The organism is Pseudaestuariivita sp. (genome assembly GCF_052825805.1).
The window spans coordinates 150,090-171,083 of record NZ_JBRBVB010000003.1; the positions used below are offsets into that span (position 1 = coordinate 150,090).

The window sequence follows — 20,994 nt, forward strand, 5'->3', positions numbered from 1 at the left end:
ACATGCCCTGGGACCGCAATCAGATGGCCGCCCGTGCCGCGGACGAGCTCGAAGACGGCATGTACGTGAACCTCGGCATCGGCATCCCGACGCTGGTGGCCAACTACGTCGGCGACAAGGACATCACGTTGCAATCCGAGAACGGCATGCTCGGCATGGGCCCCTTCCCCATCGAGGGCGAGGAGGACCCCGACCTCATAAACGCCGGCAAGCAGACGATCACCGAACTGCGCCGCACCGCCTATTTCGACAGCGCCACGTCCTTTGGCATGATCCGCGGCGGGAAGATCGCCGCCGCGATCCTTGGCGCGATGGAAGTCGACGAGAAAGGCGATCTGGCCAATTGGATGATCCCCGGCAAGCTGGTCAAAGGCATGGGCGGTGCCATGGACCTCGTCGCGGGCGTCGGCCGCGTGATCGTGGTCATGGACCACACCAACAAGCACGGAGAAAGCAAGGTCCTCAAGACCTGCACCCTGCCCCTGACCGGCGCGGGCGTGGTCGACCGGATCATCACCAATCTCGGCGTGCTCGACGTGGTCGAGGGCGGGCTCAAGATCGTCGAACTCGCCGACGGTGTGACCGAGGAGGAGATGCGCGCCGCGACCGAGGCGACGATTGTCTGAGATCGCCCGCGAGATCACCGGCTCCAAGGCCCGTCTGGTCCGCGTGGTGGACGGGCATGAGACCGAGCTTGGTTACTCCATCGCCTCGCCCACGCTGGTGATCGCCGATCACACCTCCGTCCCCGACGCGCTGCGCGGCACCGGCGCCGGGCTTGTCCTGGCCGAAGAGCTGGTGCGCCTCGCCCGCACGGAGGGGTTCAAGATCGTACCGCTCTGCCCCTTCGTGAACGCCCAGCGCCGCAAGCACCCGGACTGGGCGGACGTCTTCGCCGCCTGACACGTGAGGTAAGGTGGGCACATGCCCACCCTACGCCAGCTCAGCGCGACGCCACCCGGAACACGCAGCCGTCTGTGACAAGCTCGGGCGGGGTCAGGCACAGGCCCCGGGCCACCTGAAACGCTGCCAGCACCTTCGGCACGTAGTCGCGCGTCTCGGCAAAAGGCGGCACGCCCGCGTGCGTGTCGACCGCCCCCTCTCCGGCGTTATAGGCCGCAAGCGCCAGCACCGGATCATTGTCGAACCGCGCCAACAGAACATCGAGATAGGCGACCCCGCCGCGGATGTTCTCCTGCGCATTGGCCCGGTCGGTGACCCCGAACCGCGCCGCGGTCGCCGGCATCAACTGCATCAGCCCCTGCGCCCCAGCAGAGCTCACCGCATCCGGCCGCCCGGCGGATTCCACCGAAATCACGGCCAGCGCCAGCGCCGGAGACACCCGCGTGCCCACGGTGGTGCGCAACAGGTCAACGCCATACGCCTCGGCAATGGCCTGAAGTGTCTGCAACCTCGGCGCCGCAATACGCTGGCCGTCGGGAGCGTTCTGAAGCGCCACAAGCGACGCATCGAGCCGCCCCGGCGCCTTGTCCGCAAGGTCTGGCGAGACGCGCGTCCAAAACCATCCCAACGAGGCAGGTGCCTGGGCACCGCCCAGAGTGGCTGCGGCCTGCGCCTCCACCGGCGCCGCGCGCTCCGGCGCAATCTGCACTGTGATCCGCTTGGTCGCGCCCGCTTTTGGCGGTTTCACGCGCTTGGCTTGAAAGTCGGGAAAGGGCTTTGGCGCCGCGCGCGTCTCCTCTGCAAAGCCCGGCGCACTCCACAGAAGAGCACAGCACAGCAAGGCGCTGAAAATGCGCGGTTTCATTGCAATGCCCTGCCTCGAGCCTGTTTCTAATTGTTCCCAATATGGCAAAGAAATCGTTTCCAAACCACCATTGCTGATCCGAACTTGGGCACTTGTGCCACAATTGGCGCAGCGGGCGCCTCAATTCGAGAAGCCACAAAATAAATGGACCCCAAAAAGCACTTAGTTTCAGTATCTTATACGCCTGCCTCAATTTGCTTTAGTTTTTTCACATTGTCTCAAATGCCTGCCCCACTGGCGCCTCATTCAAGGGGCTTATTGGCGTCAACCGAAACGGACGTGTCAGGTGTGAGAGGCTGACACATACACCCCGAGGCGGTTGACCTGAGCAAACGATCCTTTTGGAGACCAAGACAATGAAAAAGTTCCTCAATGATGAGTCCGGCGCCGTTACCGTCGACTGGGTTGTGCTGACCGCTGCCGTGGTTGGCCTCGCAATCGCGGCCTACACCGCCATCGAAACCAACTCGCAAGCGCTGATCAATTCGGCGGCGGGCGCCGTGGCGAAGCAAAACGACTTCTAAGCCAGACTGGTCAGGCTTGCCTGGCCACACCTCGCGCGGGGCGCATGACGCCCCGTGCCGACCAACACAACACCGCCTGACGCGCGTGCGCTGCTGCACCCCGGGCGAGAGGAGAAGAGCATGAACAAGTTTTTCAAAGACGAATCCGGCGCCGTCACCGTCGACTGGGTCGTCCTGACCGCTGCCGTCGTCGGCCTGGCCATCGCGGCCTACACGGCGATCGAAACCAACTCGCAAGCGCTGATCAACTCGGCGGCAGGCGCGGTATCCAAGCAAAACGACTTCTAAGTCGTCCGCGCGCTGAACATGCCGCCAGCACTTCGGTGCTGGATGGCGCCCCCTGATATCTTGGCCCTGCCCGTTTGCTGGGTCCGGCTGGATTGGAGATAGTATGCTGACCTTCCTTCGGGATGAGAGCGGCGCCGTCACTGTTGACTGGGTCGTTCTGACCGCGGCCGTCGTGGGCCTCGCCATCGCTGCTTACACGTCAATCGAAGAGAGCTCTGCCCAGTTGGTGAAAGCCACGGCCAAAGCGATCGCGTCTCAAGACGAACTCGCAGGGACCGGCGGCGTGAAACCCGTACGATCGGAACCTTGATCAAAGACCTTTCGGACAAGCGGTGCGCACCGTCGCTCCGCTGCCCTTCTACCACCGGGCGAGCCTAAGGCGTCACCGCGTCCACCGGCTTGAAATCGGCCTCGTTTGAACTGGACGCCATTCCGATGAATTTACGCCAAACCACATCATCGCGCGCACTCAGCGCTCCGGGGTTTTTCCGGGACGAGAACGGCGCCGTCACCGTCGATTGGGTGGTCCTGACCGCCGCCGTCGTTGGCCTCGCCATCGCCGCCTACGGCAGCATGGAAAAGGCCACGCGAGTTCTCGCGCAGTCCACCGCGGAAACCATCAGCGGTCAGAACAGCGGCGATCCGGTCCCGACAGAACCGCCGCCAAGCGAGCCGCAGCATTCTGGAGGCGACCCTATCGAACCAGAGCCCGCACCCGAGCCGGAGCCCGAGCCGCAACCGGCGCAAGCGTCGCCGAGTGAGCCGTAAGAGCGATTGAGCTGGCAAACCGCACATCTGACCGGCGCCATGCAATCGCCTGTCCCACCCACCACAAAGCCGCAAGAGGCCGCATATGAGACACACCACACCCAACACCTTCCTCCGCGACGAAAGCGGCGCGGTCACGGTCGACTGGGTCGTGCTGACCGCCGCGGTCGTAGGTCTGGCCATCGCCGCCTACTCCAGCATCGAGGAATCCTCCCGCGGTCTCAGCACCGCAACCGCGAAAGCGCTTGCCTCCGAAAGCAAGGGGTTTGGTCCACAGAAAGGCGAGCTCAGCAGTTCCATCGAAGAGCCGCCCCCGGAAAACGCACCGCAACAGCAGAGCGGATCGTAAAGGCAGATATGGCAAGTCCAAATTTCGACGCAATCGCCAGCTAGACACGGCAAGTCGGGCGAAGGCTCGACGCAGGTACAAAAGGTAGGTCCCTTATGCGCATGATCTTCGGAGTTGTTCTGCTCTTGGGCCTCGGCCTCGCCGGGCTCGCCGTCTACATGGCCAAGAACTACGTCGGCGCCTACCAGACCGAGCTTGCCCAGCAACGTGCCATCAGCGCGCAGGCGGTCGAGACCGTCGGTGTCTACGTCGCCGCAGACAGCGTCAAGTACGGCGACGCCCTCACCGCGGAAGGCGTGACGATGATCGCCTGGCCGAAGGCCGCACTCCCCGAAGGCGCGTTTACCGAAGAATTGCCGCTTTTTGCCGAAGAAGAGACCGAGCCGCGCTACGCCCTGCGCGCCATCGAAAAAAACGAGCCGATCCTGGCCGTGAAGGTCACCGAGCCCGGCGAGGAGGCCGGCCTGACCTCGCGCCTCGACCGAGGCATGCGCGCTTTTGCGCTGCGCGTGGACGTCGCCTCCGGCGTGTCCGGTTTCCTGCGTCCCGGCGACCGCGTGGACGTCTACTGGACCGGCCAGATGCCCGGTGCCACGGCTACGCAAGCACGCGGCGAAGTCACCCGTCTCATCGAAACCGGCGTCCGGCTGATCGCGATCGACCAGAGCGCGAACAGCGAAGATTCCGAAGTCTCGATCGCCAGCACGGTCACCGTGGCCGCCACGCCGCAACAGGTCGCCGCCCTCGCGCAAGCCCAGGCCACTGGCAAGCTGGCCCTGTCGCTGGTCGGCTCCCATGACGAGACCGTGGCCGAAGTGATCGAAGTCGATCAACGCACCCTGCTCGGGATCGGCGCCATCTCCGAGCCGGAACAGGCCCCCACGCAGCGCGTCTGCACCGTGCGCACCCGCCGCGGCGCCGAAGTCGTCGAACTGCCAATCCCCTGCACCAACTAACCGCGCCGCACCGCCTTGCCGCCCCGAATCGGGCGGACCCGCGGTTGTTGCTCGTTATCCACAGGCAAGGGCACCTGCCCCGCCGCACGATTGCCAAAACGCGGTGACGCGGTCACACCTAAGGTCAACGGGGACAATAACTCCGACCAGAGGCCGTGATCGACGAGGCAGATCACATGACAGTGACACGTATTCTCAAGGCCGCAGCGCTCTGCGTCCTCTGTTCGGCGAGTTTGCCGGTCCCGCCTGCCATGGCGGAAACGCTGCGCGTGGTGCGCAACGGCACCGGCTCAAGCCTGAGCGTGCCGATGAACCGCGCCATCGTCGTGGAAAGCGACATCCCCTTTGCCGAGCTCTCGATCGCCAACCCGGCCATCGCCGACATCTCGTCGCTCAGCGACCGCACGATCTACGTACTTGGCAAATCGCCGGGGCTGACAACCCTCACGCTCCTTGACGCCAGCGGGCGGCTGATCTCGAACGTCGACGTGCGCGTCGCAGCGGACGTGACCGAATTCAAGGAGCGCCTGCGGCAAATCCTTCCTGGTGAAGAGATCGAGGTGCGCACCGCCAACGACGGCATCGTGCTTTCCGGCACGGTGTCCTCCACGGTCAAGCTTCAGCGCGCGCTCGAACTCGCAGAGCGCTATGCGCCCGAGCGGGTGTCGAACCTCATGGCCGTGGGCGGCGTCCAGCAAGTCATGCTCAAGGTGCGCTTTGCCGAGATGCAGCGCTCGGTGGCCAAGTCGTTGCAATCGTCGGTGGCGTTTGGTGGTACGGCCTTTTCAAGCGACGTTGGCGTCGCGGGCGGCTCCGGGCGCGGCGTAACGAGCGCCGGCCAGACGAACCTGCTTGGCGGCGCACTGCCCGGCGGCGGGACGTCCAGCGCCCTTTCCGGTTCGGCCAACAACGCGGGCGCCATCTCCTTTGGCTTCAACGCCGGCGCGGTCGAAGTGGCCGTCCTCCTAGAAGCGCTTGAAACCAAAGGCGTCGTGCGCACCCTTGCAGAGCCCAACCTCACCGCCCTCTCCGGCCAAGAGGCCAAGTTTCTCGCGGGCGGCGAATACCCTGTGCCGACCTCGGGGTCAGGCGACAGCGTCGTGGTCGAGTACAAACCCTTCGGGATCGAGCTCAACTTCATCCCCACCGTCGTTGACGGCGACCTGATCAACCTGCAGCTGAACACGGCTGTCTCCGCGCTCGATGCCACAAACGGGTTCGACCAGGGCGGCTTCACGATCTCGGCCTTCACCCGGCGCGAGGCGTCGACCACCGTCGAGATGCGCGACGGGGAGAGCTTTGCCATTGCGGGCCTTCTCCAAGACGATTTCCGCGATCTGAACGGACAGGTGCCGTGGCTCGGCGACATCCCGGTTTTGGGCGCGCTCTTCCGCTCCGCCGAATACGCGCGGCAGCAATCCGAGCTGGTGATCATCGTCACGCCGCACCTCGTCACGCCGACCCGCGGCGAGCGGCTCGCGCTGCCGACCGACCGGGTCATCGTGCCGACGGAAAAGGACCTGTTCCTGGGCGGCCGTGTCGAGGGACGCGGACATACCGGTCCGGTGCAGGAAGTGGCGCGGCAGGATTTCAACGGCTCCTACGGCTACGTGATGGATTGATGTGATGCGCGGTTTCCTCCTTCCCCTTGCGCTCGGCGCCCTCGTGCTTGCAGCCTGCGCACCGCGCGGCCCGATCTACAGCAAATTCCAGAGCGAGGCCGGCACGGGTATCCAGCGACCCGACTTTGGCGCCGCGACGATGAACAACATGGACGTCATGGCGAACCCCGAAAAGTACGCCGAAGACCTCGGCGCGCGCTTCGCGTCCGAAGTGCCCAGCACGATCACCTTTGCGTTCAACTCCAGCCATCTCGACCACGCGGCCAAGGACGTGCTGCGCGCACAGGCGGCCTGGATGCGGCACTTCCCCGAAGTGCGGTTCCGCGTCTATGGACATACTGATGCGGTGGGCTCCAACAGCTATAACAAGCGGCTCGGGCTGCGCCGGGCACAAAATGTGGTGCACTTCCTCGGCCAGAACGGGATCAGCCAGTCCCGGCTCGAAGCGCTCGTGTCCTTTGGCGAGACGCGGCTTGCGATCCCGACAAGCAACCGAGAGCGCCAGAACCGCCGGACCGTGACCGAAGTTTCGGGTTTTGTCGCCGGGCACCCGACGGTCCTCAACGGGCAATACGCCGCGATCATCTACCGTGAATACGTGGCGAGCGCCGTACCGGCCTCAACACTTCAAAGCGCGACCGGCGGCGGCGGAGGCGGCGGGGTCGAAGGCAGCGGCGCCCCGGCCTCCCCGAGCCCGTAAAGACGCTTCTTTACAGTGCGTTAACCCTCGGGACCGAATTCGCATAATTTCGGCATTTCGGCCCTATTGTCGCCCCGATTGTCCCCGATCTTACCCGGGAACGGAACCCAGTGCCGCGTCCGCGTGACGTCTGCACGGTGGGGTCGTGTGGCCTGTGGCCCCGGGGGTGCGTGACGCATCAATCTGGCTGAGCCTTGGACCCGCGGCCTCTGAACGAGGACCCGAGGCATATGAGCGAGACACAGTCTTTGCACGAGGAGCGGCCGCTGGTCGCCTGCACGGTCTGCCGTGACGTGCAGCAATTCGACCTTTTGATCGACGACATGGAAGCCGCATTGGGCGAGCAATGGGGCGATCTGGGGTTTGACGAGGCGATCCCCTTCCTCGGCCAGCCCGACGGCCGGCGCCTGTCATTCCTCGCCATTGCGCTCGACGCGCAAGACGAGGCGGCGCTGGACCCGATCGTCGAGGTCATCGCCACCGCCAAACGCAAGAAGATCGCCGTGATTCTGATCACGGACGACATCTCTCCGCGCACTCTGCACACGCTGATGCGCGCCGGGGCGTCCGAATTCGTTCCCTACCCGCTGCCCGAAGGCGCGCTCGAAGAAGCAATCGACCGGGTGACCGCCCCGCCGCCGCCCGCACCGACGGCACCTGTCACGCCGATCGAGGACAAGCAGGCGCCGACACTAACCAAGTCGGGCGCATCGAACGGCGTTCTCATTGCAGTTCAAGGGCTTGCGGGCGGCGTCGGTGCGACGACGCTCGTGACAAATCTCGCCTGGGAACTGGCCAACGTCTCCCCCAAGGAGGTCCCGCGGGTCTGCATCCTCGACCTCGACCTGCAGATGGGATCGGTGTCCACCTACCTCGACCTTACGCGCCGCGAGGCGGTGTTCGAGATGCTGACCGACATGGACGCGATGGACGAGGACACCTTTGGCCAGGCGCTCGTCGGCTTTGAACAAAAGGTGCAGGTGCTGACCGCGCCGCCGGACCTCCTGCCGCTCGACCTCATCACGCCGGACGACATTCAAAAGCTGACCGACATGGCGCGCCAGCACTTCGATTACGTGATCATCGACATGCCAAAGACGTTTGTGCAGTGGTCCGAGACGATCCTGAACGACGCGCATGTGTACCTCGCGATGATCGAGCTCGACATGCGCTCGGCCCAGAACGCGCTGCGCATGAAGCGCGCGCTGCAATCCGAAGGGCTGCCGTTCGACAAGGTCCGGTTCCTCCTGAACCGCGCGCCCAAGTTCACCGACCTGCCGGGCAAGAGCCGCGTGAAACGGCTCGCTGAATCGCTGGGGATCGCCATCGACGTGCAGCTGCCCGATGGCGGCAAACCGGTGCTGCAGGCGTGCGATCACGGGCAGCCGCTGGCCGAAGTCGTGCCAAAGAACCCGCTCCGCAAGGAGATCGGCAAGCTGGCCGCCTCCCTGCACGCGCTGGGTCAGAGCGAAGCGGAGGCCGCCTAGATGTTCTCCCGCTACAAGAAGGACGCCCCGAAACCAGCCGCGCCGGCGCCTGTCGCGGCGGTGCCGGACGTTCCCAAAGAGGACGCGCCGCAGGTGCTGCGCCGTCCGGTCGAGCTGAAACCGGCCAAGGCGGCGAACGCCGACCGCGACCTCAAACGCAAGGAGCGCCTTGCGGACATCAAGCTGGAACTGCACCGCGCGCTGCTCGACAACCTCAACCTCGCCGCGCTCGAACACGCGACGGAAAAGGACCTGCGCGCCGAGATCAACGCGATCAGCGCCGAGGTGCTCGAAGAGCAGAACATCGTCCTCAACCGCGAAGACCGCACGACGCTCAATCAGGAGCTCTATGACGAAGTCAAGGGCCTCGGCCCGCTCGAGACGCTGCTGCAAGACGAGACGGTCAACGACATCCTGGTGAACGGACCCAAGCAGATCTTTGTCGAGCGGTCAGGCAAGCTTCAGCTGACGGACGTCACGTTCAAGGATGAAAAGCACCTCTTGCGGATCATCGACAAGATCGTCTCCGCCGTGGGCCGGCGTGTGGACGAGTCGAACCCCTACGTGGACGCGCGGCTGCAGGACGGCTCACGTTTCAACGCGATGGTGCCGCCGATCGCGGTGGACGGCTCGCTCGTCTCGATCCGCAAATTCAAAAAGGACAAGCTCGGCATCGATGACCTGGTGCAGTTCGGCGCCTTTACCGAAGAGATGGCCGCCTACCTGCAGGCCGCAGTGGCCACCCGGCTCAACGTGATCGTGTCGGGCGGGACCGGCTCGGGTAAGACGACCACGCTCAACGCGCTGTCGTCCTTCATCGACAACGCCGAGCGCATCCTGACGATCGAGGACACCGCCGAACTCCAGCTGCAACAGACGCACGTGGGCCGGATGGAAAGCCGCCCGCCCAACGTCGAGGGCAAGGGCGAGGTCTCCCCCCGCGACTGTCTCAAAAACGCCCTGCGGATGCGGCCGGACCGGATCATCGTCGGCGAGACGCGCGGCGAGGAGGTCATCGACATGCTGCAGGCCATGAACACCGGCCACGACGGCTCGATGACGACGATCCACGCCAACAACCCGCGCGACGGGGTGGCCCGGCTCGAGAACATGATCGCCATGGCGGGCATCGATATGCCGCTCAAAGCGGTGCGCTCACAGATCTCTTCGGCGGTGAACCTGATCGTGCAGGCCTCGCGCCTGCAGGACGGCTCGCGCCGCATGACCTCGATCACCGAGGTGACCGGGATGGAGGGCGACGTGATCACCATGCAGGAGATCTTCCGCTTCCAGCGCGTCGGCCTCACGCCCGAAAACAAGATCATTGGTCACTTCACCGCGACCGGCGTGCGCTCGCACTATTCGGAGCGCTTCCGCCTCTGGGGCTATGACCTGCCGCCGCAAATCTTTGAACCCTTTCAACCGGATGCCGCATGACCCTGCCCATTGAACCAATCATCTACCTGTCGATCTTCATCGGCGTGGTGGTGCTTGTCGAAGGCATCTACCTCGTCGCGTTCGGCAAATCGATCAGCCTGAACGCCAAGGTCAACCGCCGTCTCGAGATGCTCGACAAGGGCAAGGGCCGAGAGGAGGTGCTGGAAAAGCTCCGCAAGGAGATGAACCTGCACGGCGATACCCGGCAGGTGCCGCTCTACTCGCTGCTCGCGGACCGCGCCGAAAAGGCGGCCATCGCCTTTTCCCCGGCACAGCTGATGGGGCTGATGGCGGGGCTGGCCTTCGTGGCCTTTGTCGTGCTGACCGTCGGCACGCAGACCCAGCTGATGCTGCGCATTCCGGCGGCCATCGGGATCGGCATCGGCGGCGTCTTTGTCTGGGTCAATCACAAGGCCAAGAAACGCCTGGCCATGATCGAAGAGCAACTGCCCGACGCGGTCGAGCTGATGGTGCGGTCCTTGCGCGTCGGCCACCCGTTCTCGTCGGCCATCTCCATCGTCGCCAAGGAGGTCGAGGACCCGATCGCGACCGAGTTCGGCATCATCGCGGACGAGGCCGCTTATGGCCGCGACATGGGCGAGGCGCTCACCCACATGGCCGAGCGTCTGGGCATGCAGGACTTGCGCTTTCTCGCCGTCGCCGTGTCCATCCAGCAGCAATCGGGCGGCAACCTGGCCGAGATCCTCATGGGTCTGGCCAAGGTGATCCGCGCCCGCTTTCGCCTCTTTCGCCGGGTCAAGGCGATCACCGCCGAAGCGCAATGGTCCGGCAAGTTCCTGTCGGGCTTTCCTGTCGGCGCGCTGATCGTGATCCAGCTGACCGACCCGAATTATTACGATGACGTGCTCGATCACCCGTGGTTCATCCCCGCCTGCGTGCTGGTGGCCGGCTTTCTGGTCGCCAACCTCGTGGTGATGCGCATGCTCGTGAACATCAAAGTCTAGCCGCCGGACCTGCCCGCCATGGAATTTCTCAACGCGCTTGGACCCTTTGCCCCGATCATCGCCGTCGGCACGGTCGGGCTGATCCTGATCATGTCGGCGATCCCGCTGCTGCTCCGGGCCAAGGCCGACCCCCTCGAGCGGTTGCACCGCCAGACGAGCGAGCGCGCCCGCGCGCAATCGGACGGGCCCAAGCTGCGCTCGAACCAGCAGAACAAAAAGCTGGAGAAGTACGCGACCTTCCTCGAGCCAAAGGATGACGAGGAATATTCCAACATCCGCAAGTCGCTGATGAACGCCGGCTATCGCTCCAGCGATGCCGTGCGCCTCTTTTATGCCGCGCAGTTGATCCTGGCGCTGACCGGACTGGCCGCCGGCTCCGCCTACTTCTTCCTCTTCGTCCAGAACGACGAGACGACCATGCAGCAGACCATCATGTGGGTGCTGGGACCGGGCGTCGTCGGGTACTTCTTCCCTAAATACAAGGTTAAGAAGGCCACCGAAAAGCGCAAGGCGGAGATCGAACAGGGCTTTCCCGACAGCCTCGACATGATGCTCGTCTGTATCGAGGCGGGACAGTCGCTGGACCAGGCCATCATCCGCGTCGCGCAGGAGCTGCAAGCCTCCTACCCCGCGCTCGCGCAAGAGTTCGAGATCGTCGCGCAGGAGATGAAGGCCGGCAAGGACAAGACCAGCGTTCTCAAGGACATGGCAGAGCGGTGCGGCGCCCAGGACATCGCCAGTTTCTGTACCGTGTTGATCCAGTCACAGCAGTTCGGCACGTCGATCGGGGAGGCGCTGCGCGTCTACGCCGGCGAGATGCGCGACAAGCGCGTGATGCGCGCCGAGGAGGCCGCCAACAAGCTGCCAACCAAGATGACGCTGGTGACGATGACCCTCACCGTCCCTCCGCTCCTGATCATCCTCGTCGGCCCTTCGGCGGTCGGGATCACGCAACTCGGCTCGCTCGCCGGCCCCTAAGCCCGCGGGCCGCCACCGGCCGGCATGGCGAAAGTGACGCAATCGGCCACAAATCGTGATTGCCGCTCGAAAAAATGCCGGATGCGCGTTAAAGGTGTATTAGCAGATACGCAATACGACCGTGCGGCAGACCCGTTTCAGAGGCTGAACGCATGGCACAGAGGCAGTGGCCCGACCCGTCGGGCAAAGAGCAGCAAAGGACGCACCCATGCGCGCAATCCCGATCGGGGGCCTGTGTCTCGTGAGCGCTTTGGTATTGTCGGGATGCAGCCAGCTCTCCCGCGAAAATGCCGTCGACCGCACATTGCAGGACATCAACGTCGTTGACGAAAGCAACCTCAACTCGGTCATGCTGACAGTGTCGGACCCGAACGAGGGCGTCAGCTACTTCCAGCGCGCGCTCACCAGCCAACCGGACAAGATCGAGCTGCAGCGCGGCCTCGCCACAACCCTGATCCGCGCCAAACGCTTTCCCGAGGCCGTCGCAGCCTGGAGCCGCGTGACCACCCACGAGGACAGCACACCCGAAGACGAAGTCGCGCTCGCCGACGCGCTCATTCGCACCAACGACTGGACGCGGGCGGAGGCGACGCTGGTTGCGATCCCCCCAACCCACGCCACCTACCGCCGCTACCGGCTGGAGGCGATGATCGCCGACAGCAAGCAGGATTGGGCCAAGTCCGACGCGTTCTACGAAACCGCCCTCGGCCTGACGACGACCCCCGCCAGCGTGCTCAACAACTGGGGCTATTCCAAGCTGACGCGCGGCGCACCGAGCGAGGCGGAGGCGCTCTTTGGTCAGGCGATCCGCGCCAATCCCGAGCTTTTCACGGCCAAGAACAACCTGGTGCTCGCACGCGGCGCGCAGGGCAACTATACGCTGCCGGTCATCCCGATGACGCAGATCGAGCGGGCGCAGCTCTTGCACACGCTCGGCCTCGCGGCGCTGAAACAGGGTGAGACGACGACGGCGCGCGGCCTCTTCCGCGAGGCGCTCGACACGCATCCGCAGCACTTCGAAGCCGCCTCGCGCAGCCTCGACGCGCTCGAGACGACGGTGACCAACTGACGATGGGGCAGGGCCTCTGGCTGTTCCTGCCCTTTGTGGCGCCGATCTGCCTCTACGTCGCCTTCACCGACGTCAAACAAATGAAAATCAAAAACCATGCAGTTCTGGCGTTGCTGGCCGTCTTTGCGCTGGTTGGTCCGCTGGCGCTGCCGCTCGACGTCTATGCCTGGCGCTGGCTGCATGTGCTTGTGCTCTTCGGCCTCGGTTTCGCGCTGACCTCGCTTGGCGCGATGGGCGCGGGCGATGCCAAGTTCCTGGCGGCCGCAGCTCCATTCGTCGCCGCCGCTGACGTCTGGTTCGCGATGCTGGTGCTCGCCGCCGCCATGGTCGCCGCGATCACCGTGCACCGCGGGGTGCGCGCCTCCCCGCTCCGCCGCCTCGCGCCCGACTGGGCCAGCTGGACCGACCCGAAATTTCCCATGGGCCTTGCACTGGGACCGGCGCTCACGGCGTACCTCGTCCTTTCAATTGTCCAAAACCGCCCACTCTGAGGCCACAGAGATTCACCAAACCTCAACCGGTTGGCGCGATACCTCGCGCACCCCGCAGTTTGATCGTGAGCCCCAGATGACCGCCTCTTCTTCCGTCACGCCGCCGCCCGTGCCTGCGCGCCTCGAGGATATGGCGCTTTCGCCCGTGATGATGCGGGACATCCTGCTCAAGACGATGTTCCGCCGGAACGTCTGCGAAGTGACCGAGGTGGCGCGCGCGATCTGCCTGCCCCGAGCCGTGACCCAAGAGCTGGTCGACATCGCCCGCGGCCAGCGTCTGCTGGAGGCGACCGGCACGCTCAACGCAAATTCCGGCAACGAGATGGGCTACCAGCTGACCGACGCGGGCAAGGCGCGCGCGATGGATGCGCTGGCGCAGTCCGAGTATTTCGGCGCCATGCCCGTCCCGCTCGACGTCTACCGCGAACAGGTCAAGCGCCAGTCGATCAAGAACCTCAACATCTCGCGCACCGAACTGACCCGCGCGATGGGTCACCTGATCCTGCCGCCGACGCTGCTGGACCAGTTGGGTCCTGCCGTAGGCGCGGGTCGCTCGATCCTGATGTATGGCCCGCCGGGCAACGGGAAATCCTCGATCTCGAATGGCATCCGCGACGCGATGGGGGACAAGATCTATGTCCCCCGCGCGATCGAGTATTCAGGTCAAGTCATCACCGTCTACGACCCGATCGTGCACAGTGCCGCCGAGGAGCAGACGGACGATCCGACGCAGCTGCGCCGCCGCACAAAATACGACACGCGATACGTGATGTGTGACCGGCCAACGGTGGTGACGGGCGGCGAGCTAAAACTCGACATGCTGGACCTCGTCTTCAACCCCACCGCACGCACCTACCAGGCGCCGCTGCAGCTCAAATCGACGGGCGGCATCTTTATCGTGGACGACCTTGGCCGGCAGGACGATCCGCCGCAAGCTCTGGTGAACCGCTGGATCGTGCCGCTCGAAGAGGGGCGCGACATCCTCGCGCTCCAGTCGGGGGAAAAGTTCGAGGTGCCGTTCGACACGCTGGTGATCTTTTCGACCAACTCGCACCCGAACGAGATTTTCGACCAGGCCGCGCTGCGCCGCATCTTTTTCAAGATCAAGATCGACGGCCCGGACCAGGAGGACTTCCTCAAGATTTTCGCCCTCGTCGCGCGCAAGAAGAAGATGCCGCTGGATGAAGAGGCGCTGATCCACTTGCTGGACACCAAGTACCCGACCATCGACAACGTCTATGCGAATTACCAGCCGGTGTTCCTGATCGACCAGATGATCTCGATCTGCGCGTTCGAGGGGATCCCGAACCAGATGAGCCCGGCGCTGATCGACCGCGCCTGGTCCAACATGTTCGTCAAGGATGAGCATATCGTGAAATAGCCTCTGGCGGCGGGGCATGGCGCGGTCTAGCTCCATCCCATGACGGATTTGCCCGCCCCCCTCGCCGACTGGTTTGCCGCGCGCGGCTGGTCGCTGCACCCCCACCAGGTGGAGATGATGGCGCGCGCGTCTGCGCCCGCGCTGATGCTGGTCGCGCCGACGGGCGGGGGGAAGACTTTGGCCGGGTTCCTGCCCTCCCTCGCCGAACTGGCGGATGGCACCCACGAGGGGATGCACACGCTCTACGTCTCCCCGCTCAAGGCGCTCGCGGCGGACATCAAACGCAACCTGCGCACGCCCGTGGACGAGGCCGGCCTGCCGATCCGCATCGACGACCGGACCGGAGACACACCCGCCTCGCGCAAGAAGGCGCAGCGCGCCGACCCGCCGCATATCTTTCTGACGACGCCTGAGTCTCTCGCGTTGCTGGTCAGCTACGACGACGCGCCGCGCATGTTCAAAGGGCTGAAGCGGGTGATCATCGACGAGATCCACGCGCTCGACGAGTCCAAACGCGGCGACCAACTGATGCTCGCGCTCGCGCGGCTGCAGACGATTTGCCCGGACCTGCGGCGCGTGGGTCTCTCGGCCACGGTCGAGGACCCCGAGCGGATCGCGCAGACGCTGGCGCGCAGCCCCGACCCGTGCGAGATCGTCTACGCCGACCCCGGACCCAAGCCGAACATCGCGATGCTCGAAACCGCCGAGGCGCCGCCTTGGGCCGGGGGTGGCGCGGCCTACGCGATCCCGGCGGTGCTCGATGAAGTGCGGCGGCACAAGACGACGCTGATCTTTCACAACACGCGCGCGCAGGCGGAGCTCTTCTTTCACAATCTGTGGCTCGCGAATGAAGACAGCCTGCCCATCGGCATCCACCACGGCTCCCTCGACCGCGGCCAGCGGGAGAAGGTCGAGCAGGCGATGGTGCGGGGTGATCTCAGGGCGATTGTCTGCACCGGCTCGCTCGATCTCGGCATCGATTGGGGTGACGTGGACCTGGTGATCCAGATCGGCGCGCCCAAGAACGTGAAGCGTCTGATCCAGCGGATCGGGCGCGCCAACCACCGCTACAACGCGCCGTCGAAGGCGCTCTTGGTGCCTGCCAACCGCTTTGAAGTGGTCGAGTGCATCGCCGCCCTGCAAGCGGCCTACGAGAACGATCTGGATGGCGATCCCCCCGGCCCCGGCCCGCTCGACGTGCTCTGCCAGCACATCCTGATCACTGCTTGCGCGGGGCCTTTCGATGCGACCCGGCTTTACCACGAAGTGAAAAGCGCCGGCCGGTACGGCACGCTTAGCCGCGCGGCCTTCGACGATTGCCTCGATTTCTGCGCCACCGGCGGATACGCCCTGCGCGCCTATGACAAGTGGCAGCGGCTGGTGGAGCGGGACGGCCTCTGGCAGCTCCGAGACCCGCGCGCGGCACGCCGTATCCGCATGAACATCGGCACGATCCAGGACACCGACACGCTCAAGGTCAAGTTTCGCGGGCGCGGCGGCAAACCCCTTGGCGAGATCGAGGAAGGGTTCGCCGCGACGCTCACGCCCGGCGACACCTTCCTGATCGGCGGCCAAGTTGTCCGCTACGAAGGGCTGCGCGAGCTGACGGTCGAGGTCACCCGCCGCGCCGGAAAAAAACCCAAGATCGCGACGTTCCTCGGCACCAAATTCGCGACCTCCACCCAGCTGAGCCACCGCATCCAGCGCATGTTCCAGCAGGAGGACTGGCCCGAGCTGCCGGGCCACACCCGCGACTGGCTGGCGCTGCAACGGCAGGTCTCGCGCCTGCCCGAGCCGGGGCGGCTGCTGATCGAGAGCTTTCCGCATGACGGGCGCGCGCAGCTGGTTGCCTATGGCTTTGCCGGGCGCAACGCGATGCAGACGCTTGGCCTCCTGCTCACCAAACGGATGGAGGAGATGGGCCTTGCGCCCATGGGTTTTGTCGCGACCGACTACGCGGTGCTGATCTGGGGGCTCGACGCGATGACAGACGTGACGGGGCTTTTCGACCTCGAGGCGCTCGAGCGCGGGCTCGACACCTGGCTGGCCGGCAACGCGGTGATGAAGCGCACATTTCGCGCCTCCGCCACCATCGCCGGCCTTCTGGAGCGGCGTTTTCCCGGCCAGGAAAAGACCGGGCGGCAGGCGACCTTCAGCTCGGACATCCTTTACGACACGCTGCACAAATACGAGCCCGATCACCTGATGATGCGCATCACACGCACCGAGGCGATGCGCGGCCTCGTGGATTTCGACCGCATCCGCGAGATGTGCGCGCGGGTCGAGGACCGGATCGATCTGGTGACCCCGGACCGGGTGACGCCACTCGCCGCGCCGCTTTTCCTCGAGCCCGGGCGCGTGCCAGTGGCTGGTCTGGCGAACGAGCGTTTGCTCGCTGAGGAGGCTGAGCGTTTGCTCTCGACCGCTGGGCTGGGGGATGCGCCCAAACCCAAGGACAAGCCGCAGTGGCGGGTGGGCTGGTAAAACGCCCGCGCGTAGCCTTCAGCCAGAAACACAAATGCCTAAATCGAAGCGCCCGCCTGACAGGCACTGTCAGGCCGCGCCGACCCGCCCCCCTGGGGCGGCGCGATTGCGCCACCCCGCGGGACGGCGCGTGCACACAAGTTTCTCATCTGTAAGGCGAGAAGTTATCTGCTTCAGCAGCCCCGCCCCTCGAACTCCGCTTGGCTCATGTAAACCGGCGCCGGCAGGTACGCACCCATCGTCTGCGCCTCGAGCCCCGGTCCCGGAATGTGCTGCACCGCGTGCGCAAAGTCCGGGTTCGGCGCCATGTTCCGCATCAGGAGATTCGTGAGCCCCGGGTGCCCCGCCCCATCGCCGGCATCGCCCCAGTCGAGCCATGTCACGCCGCACTCCGACCGCGCATTTGCCGGACGGCTCGCGGCCTTGCTGACCACGATCGTGTAGCGCCGATCCGCGTCCACTGTCACCTCGCTGTCGTAGATGCAGTCCGAAAAGCGCGTCGTCACCAGCGTCTCGTTCGAGCACAGCGACCAGTACCGCAGGTCGAACGCCACCGTGTCCGCGGCCTCCGCCCCGGTGGCAGGCGTCCTTGGCAGCCGCGCCTCCAGCACGACCACCTCCCCGAATTTATCGTTGAGCCCCAGCGACACGTATTGGTTGTCGAGATTAGCGTAAAAGCCCGACGTCTTGGGCAGAAACCCCTCCCGAGCCGCGACCTTCATCACACGCTGCAGCGGCGGCGATTTGAAGGACATCAGGTTGATCCGCGGGTCCCAGAACACCGACCATGCGGTGTGCCTGGTGTCGAGGTAATTCTCCGCCACGCTCGGCTTTTCGAGGAGCGCGTCGAACTGGTCCTGATCCAATGCCGGCGCGATCAACTTGCGCTCGGGATCGTCCTCCGCCGGGACATTCAGCGCCGCGCACACCGCGTCACCGGTCACCCGCGTCCCGTCCCCACGCACCAGCGTCACATCATAAAGCCCGACCCCGCCGGTCAGATCATCCCCCGTTTCGGGGATGTAGTGCCGAATGAGGAGCGGCGTGCGGTCCACCGTCTCCGCCGGGCCAAGGTAAACGGTGTTCGTCTCCGGGCTCTCCGGCACTTCGCCCTGCACCACCCGCAGGGTAAAGGTCATCGCACCCTCCCGTGTCCCGGTCACAAACGGGTTCTGCGCCCCATCATCGGGCACGATCTCCTGATCCATCACGCGGTGATAGGGCGCTGCCTCGGTCACGACGCCGTTGTAGCTGTGCAGCGACATGTACCGCGTCTGCGGAAAGGTCCCGCTGATCTCGAGATACGCGCCCGGGTCCTCCGGCATCGTGAACACCGTCCCCCAGTAGACCGCACCCCCGTCCGGGTAGGCCACGTTGAACGCCCCTGCGTAGACCGGTCCCATCCAGAAACAATTGTGCTGCCCGGCCAGCTCGTTGCCGGCAAAGGGGATCGGGCGGTGCTGCAGGGCGAGGTCCCCGCCCTGATGCGCCAGCTGCGCGGCGGCTTTGCGCACGGCCTCCTCAAGACTCTGGCCCTCGGCAAATAGCGGACTTGCCGCCAGACACACAGACAAAATCAACGGAAAACGCATGGGCTGATCCTCGAACTCAAGTTGCGTCACTAGCCCACAGCGCGCTTCACCGGTCAACCGGCACGGCTTTGTCTCTGCGGAAAGCCTTGCGCGCGGCACCAAGTTCCTGTTTTGTCCAGGGCAATGAGCAGTGTCGATTTCTCCTTTTGCGGCGCACGGCTAAGCGCGCGCGGCTCCGGCGCCCTCTGGCGGGAGGAGACAGGCACGCTTGTCGTCTCGGACCTGCACCTCGGCAAATCCGAGCGCCACGCCCGGCGCGCGGGCATCATGCTCCCCCCCTACGAGATCGACGACACGCTGACTCGGCTCGAGGGCGAAGTCGCCGCCCTGGCGCCCGACGTGGTCGTCTGCCTCGGTGACAGCTTCGATGACCGCCGCGCAGTCGAGGGCCTGACAGCGGCGCACCGCGCGCGCCTCACCGCCCTCCAGACAGGCCGCCTCTGGCTCTGGCTCGAGGGCAATCACGATCCCGGCCCGCTGCAGCTCGGCGGCGCTCATGTCGCCACCTACCGCCAATCACCCCTGACGTTCCGGCATATCGCCACGCCGGAAAAGGGAGAGATTTCAGGCCATTACCACCCCAAGGCCGCGATCCCCACGCGCGCGCGGACGATCTCGCGGCCCTGCTTTCTGGTCGACACGCACCGCGTCATCATGCCCGCCTTCGGCACCTACACCGGCGGGCTGCGCAGCGACGACATCACCCTCTCGCGACTCATGGCGCCCGATGCCATGGCGATCCTGACCGGTCCCCGGGCCTTCGCCTTCCCCATGCCGCGCTACGCCGATGCCGGCTGACATCGACCAGCGCATCCGGGACAGCTTTGCCCGCCAGACGATGCTCGGCACCATCGGCGGCCAGATCGACAGCATCGCCGCCAGAGAGGTCATACTCTCCGCACCCATCCTGCCGGGATGCCTGCAACAGCACGGCTACGCCCACGCGGCGGTGACCTTTGCCCTTGCCGACAGCGCCGCCGGCTACGCCGCCCTCACGGTGATGCCGCCAGAGGCCGAAGTCCTGACCGCCGAGATGAAGATCAACCTGATCGCGCCCGCCACCGGCGACCGCCTCACCGCCATTGGCAAGGTGGTCAAGCCAGGCCGCCGCCTCGTGATCGTGCAAGCCGACGTCTACGCGGATGCAGACGGCACCCGCACCCACATCGCGCTCGCGCAAGGCACCATGGTGCCCGTCACGACTTAGGCCGTCAGACCCTCGGGCTCGGGCAAGCCGTTGGCCCGGCAGCACGCCGTCACCGTGTTGGCCAGCAGGCACGCGATGGTCATCGGACCGACGCCGCCCGGCACTGGCGTGATCGCACCCGCAACCTCCGCGCAGGAGGCATAGTCGCAATCGCCCACCAGCTTGTTCTTGCCATCGCGCTCAATCCGGTTGATGCCCACGTCGATCACCGTCGCGCCCGGCTTGATCCAGTCGCCGGGCACCATCTCGGGACGGCCCACCGCGGCAACCACAATGTCCGCCCGCCGCACGGTGCCGGCCAGGTCCTTGGTCCGCGAATGCGCAATCGTGACCGTGCAGCTGTCGCCCAAAAGCAGCTGCGCCATCGGCTTGCCCACGATGTTCGACCGGCCAATGACCACCGCATCCATGCCCGACAGGCTTCCGTGATGATCGCGCAGCATCATCAGACAGCCCAGAGGCGTACACGGCACCATCGCCTTCTGCCCGGTCCCCAAAAGACCGACGTTCGAGATGTGGAACCCATCCACGTCCTTCGCCGGGTCAATCGCCCCCAGGATCGTATCGCTGTCGATATGATCCGGCACCGGCAACTGGCACAGGATCCCATGCACTGCCGGGTCCGCATTCAGCTTGCCAATCAGCTCCAAGAGCTCACCCTGGCTCACCGACGCATCGAGCTTGTGCTCGAAGGAGGCCATCCCGACCTCCACCGTCTGCTTGCCCTTGTTGCGCACGTAAACCTGGCTCGCCGGGTCCTCACCCACCAGCACCACCGCCAGCCCGGGCGTGATCCCGTGATCGCCTTTCAGCCGCGTCACATGCTCGGCCACCTGCCCGCGCACCTTGGCCGCAAAGGCCTTTCCGTCAATCACCGTCGCTGCCATCTCGCGCGTCCCCCAGCTTCTCTGGTTCAAAAATACCTCCG

The 20,994-nt window shown here is 65.2% G+C and carries 23 protein-coding genes; 20 read left to right on the forward strand and 3 right to left on the reverse strand.

The window, feature by feature from the left end; all coding sequences use genetic code 11:
• The first annotated feature begins 2 nt into the window (after positions 1–2).
• Positions 3–626 (forward strand): 3-oxoacid CoA-transferase subunit B, encoded by a 624-nt coding sequence (locus ACU0B3_RS05075; protein WP_446259742.1) that lies wholly within the window; start codon positions 3–5, stop codon positions 624–626.
• Positions 619–903: a GNAT family N-acetyltransferase gene (locus ACU0B3_RS05080; protein ID WP_446259743.1), complete on the forward strand. Its 285-nt coding sequence runs from the start codon at positions 619–621 to the stop codon at positions 901–903. The genes ACU0B3_RS05075 and ACU0B3_RS05080 overlap by 8 nt, the downstream gene beginning before the upstream one ends.
• 40 nt (positions 904–943) lie before the next feature.
• Here the strand turns inward: ACU0B3_RS05080 and ACU0B3_RS05085 are convergent, their stop codons facing one another.
• Positions 944–1,768 carry a lytic transglycosylase domain-containing protein gene (locus tag ACU0B3_RS05085; protein WP_446259744.1) on the reverse strand — a complete coding sequence of 275 codons (825 nt, stop codon included), beginning with the start codon at positions 1,766–1,768 and terminating at the stop codon, positions 944–946.
• 356 nt (positions 1,769–2,124) lie between these two features.
• On the opposite strand from ACU0B3_RS05085, the gene ACU0B3_RS05090 reads away from it, so the two are divergent.
• From ACU0B3_RS05090 to ACU0B3_RS05165, 16 genes are all read left to right on the forward strand, one after another.
• The gene (locus ACU0B3_RS05090; protein WP_446259745.1) at positions 2,125–2,292 is read left to right on the forward strand and encodes a Flp family type IVb pilin; all 168 of its coding nucleotides are present in this window, start codon (positions 2,125–2,127) and stop codon (positions 2,290–2,292) included.
• A 120-nt stretch (positions 2,293–2,412) separates the two neighbouring features.
• Positions 2,413–2,580: a Flp family type IVb pilin gene (locus ACU0B3_RS05095; protein WP_446259746.1), complete on the forward strand. Its 168-nt coding sequence runs from the start codon at positions 2,413–2,415 to the stop codon at positions 2,578–2,580.
• A 103-nt stretch (positions 2,581–2,683) separates the two neighbouring features.
• Entirely contained in the window at positions 2,684–2,890 is a 207-nt protein-coding gene (locus ACU0B3_RS05100) for a hypothetical protein (RefSeq protein WP_446259747.1), read from the forward strand.
• A gap of 125 nt (positions 2,891–3,015) precedes the next feature.
• Entirely contained in the window at positions 3,016–3,348 is a 333-nt protein-coding gene (locus ACU0B3_RS05105; protein WP_446260224.1) for a Flp family type IVb pilin, read from the forward strand.
• A gap of 85 nt (positions 3,349–3,433) precedes the next feature.
• Entirely contained in the window at positions 3,434–3,697 is a 264-nt protein-coding gene (locus ACU0B3_RS05110) for a Flp family type IVb pilin (RefSeq protein WP_446259748.1), read from the forward strand.
• Positions 3,698–3,792: 95 nt separating this feature from the next.
• Positions 3,793–4,653 carry a Flp pilus assembly protein CpaB gene (gene cpaB, locus ACU0B3_RS05115; protein WP_446259749.1) on the forward strand — a complete coding sequence of 287 codons (861 nt, stop codon included), beginning with the start codon at positions 3,793–3,795 and terminating at the stop codon, positions 4,651–4,653.
• Positions 4,654–4,829: 176 nt separating this feature from the next.
• Entirely contained in the window at positions 4,830–6,275 is a 1,446-nt protein-coding gene (locus ACU0B3_RS05120; protein WP_446259750.1) for a type II and III secretion system protein family protein, read from the forward strand.
• Between the two features lie 4 nt (positions 6,276–6,279).
• Positions 6,280–6,975: an OmpA family protein gene (locus ACU0B3_RS05125; RefSeq protein ID WP_446259751.1), complete on the forward strand. Its 696-nt coding sequence runs from the start codon at positions 6,280–6,282 to the stop codon at positions 6,973–6,975.
• A 230-nt stretch (positions 6,976–7,205) separates the two neighbouring features.
• A complete protein-coding gene (locus ACU0B3_RS05130; RefSeq protein ID WP_446259752.1) occupies positions 7,206–8,462 on the forward strand; it encodes an AAA family ATPase in 1,257 nt (418 codons plus the stop codon).
• The gene (locus ACU0B3_RS05135) at positions 8,463–9,899 is read left to right on the forward strand and encodes a CpaF family protein (protein ID WP_446259753.1); all 1,437 of its coding nucleotides are present in this window, start codon (positions 8,463–8,465) and stop codon (positions 9,897–9,899) included.
• Positions 9,896–10,864: a type II secretion system F family protein gene (locus ACU0B3_RS05140; protein WP_446259754.1), complete on the forward strand. Its 969-nt coding sequence runs from the start codon at positions 9,896–9,898 to the stop codon at positions 10,862–10,864. The genes ACU0B3_RS05135 and ACU0B3_RS05140 overlap by 4 nt, the downstream gene beginning before the upstream one ends.
• Before the next feature lie 18 nt (positions 10,865–10,882).
• Positions 10,883–11,842, forward strand: coding sequence for a type II secretion system F family protein (locus ACU0B3_RS05145; RefSeq protein ID WP_446259755.1), 960 nt, complete (start codon positions 10,883–10,885; stop codon positions 11,840–11,842).
• Positions 11,843–12,050: 208 nt separating this feature from the next.
• Positions 12,051–12,911: a tetratricopeptide repeat protein gene (locus tag ACU0B3_RS05150; protein WP_446259756.1), complete on the forward strand. Its 861-nt coding sequence runs from the start codon at positions 12,051–12,053 to the stop codon at positions 12,909–12,911.
• Between the two features lie 2 nt (positions 12,912–12,913).
• Positions 12,914–13,402, forward strand: a complete 489-nt coding sequence (locus tag ACU0B3_RS05155; protein WP_446259757.1) for a prepilin peptidase — start codon at positions 12,914–12,916, stop codon at positions 13,400–13,402.
• Positions 13,403–13,478: 76 nt separating this feature from the next.
• A complete protein-coding gene (locus ACU0B3_RS05160; protein ID WP_446259758.1) occupies positions 13,479–14,783 on the forward strand; it encodes an ATPase in 1,305 nt (434 codons plus the stop codon).
• A 39-nt stretch (positions 14,784–14,822) separates the two neighbouring features.
• Positions 14,823–17,267 carry a ligase-associated DNA damage response DEXH box helicase gene (locus tag ACU0B3_RS05165; RefSeq protein ID WP_446259759.1) on the forward strand — a complete coding sequence of 815 codons (2,445 nt, stop codon included), beginning with the start codon at positions 14,823–14,825 and terminating at the stop codon, positions 17,265–17,267.
• A 173-nt stretch (positions 17,268–17,440) separates the two neighbouring features.
• Here ACU0B3_RS05165 and ACU0B3_RS05170 read toward each other — a convergent pair whose 3' ends face one another.
• A complete protein-coding gene (locus ACU0B3_RS05170) occupies positions 17,441–18,781 on the reverse strand; it encodes a hypothetical protein (protein ID WP_446259760.1) in 1,341 nt (446 codons plus the stop codon).
• 201 nt (positions 18,782–18,982) lie between these two features.
• Between ACU0B3_RS05170 and pdeM the strand changes: the two genes are divergently transcribed.
• Both pdeM and ACU0B3_RS05180 read left to right on the forward strand, forming a co-directional pair.
• The gene (gene pdeM / locus ACU0B3_RS05175) at positions 18,983–19,657 is read left to right on the forward strand and encodes a ligase-associated DNA damage response endonuclease PdeM (protein ID WP_446259761.1); all 675 of its coding nucleotides are present in this window, start codon (positions 18,983–18,985) and stop codon (positions 19,655–19,657) included.
• Positions 19,647–20,066 (forward strand): PaaI family thioesterase, encoded by a 420-nt coding sequence (locus ACU0B3_RS05180; RefSeq protein WP_446259762.1) that lies wholly within the window; start codon positions 19,647–19,649, stop codon positions 20,064–20,066. The genes pdeM and ACU0B3_RS05180 overlap by 11 nt, the downstream gene beginning before the upstream one ends.
• On the opposite strand, the gene folD is transcribed toward ACU0B3_RS05180, so the two are convergent.
• Positions 20,063–20,953 (reverse strand): bifunctional methylenetetrahydrofolate dehydrogenase/methenyltetrahydrofolate cyclohydrolase FolD, encoded by an 891-nt coding sequence (gene folD / locus ACU0B3_RS05185; protein ID WP_446259763.1) that lies wholly within the window; start codon positions 20,951–20,953, stop codon positions 20,063–20,065. The genes ACU0B3_RS05180 and folD overlap by 4 nt on opposite strands.
• Positions 20,954–20,994: the final 41 nt, after the last annotated feature.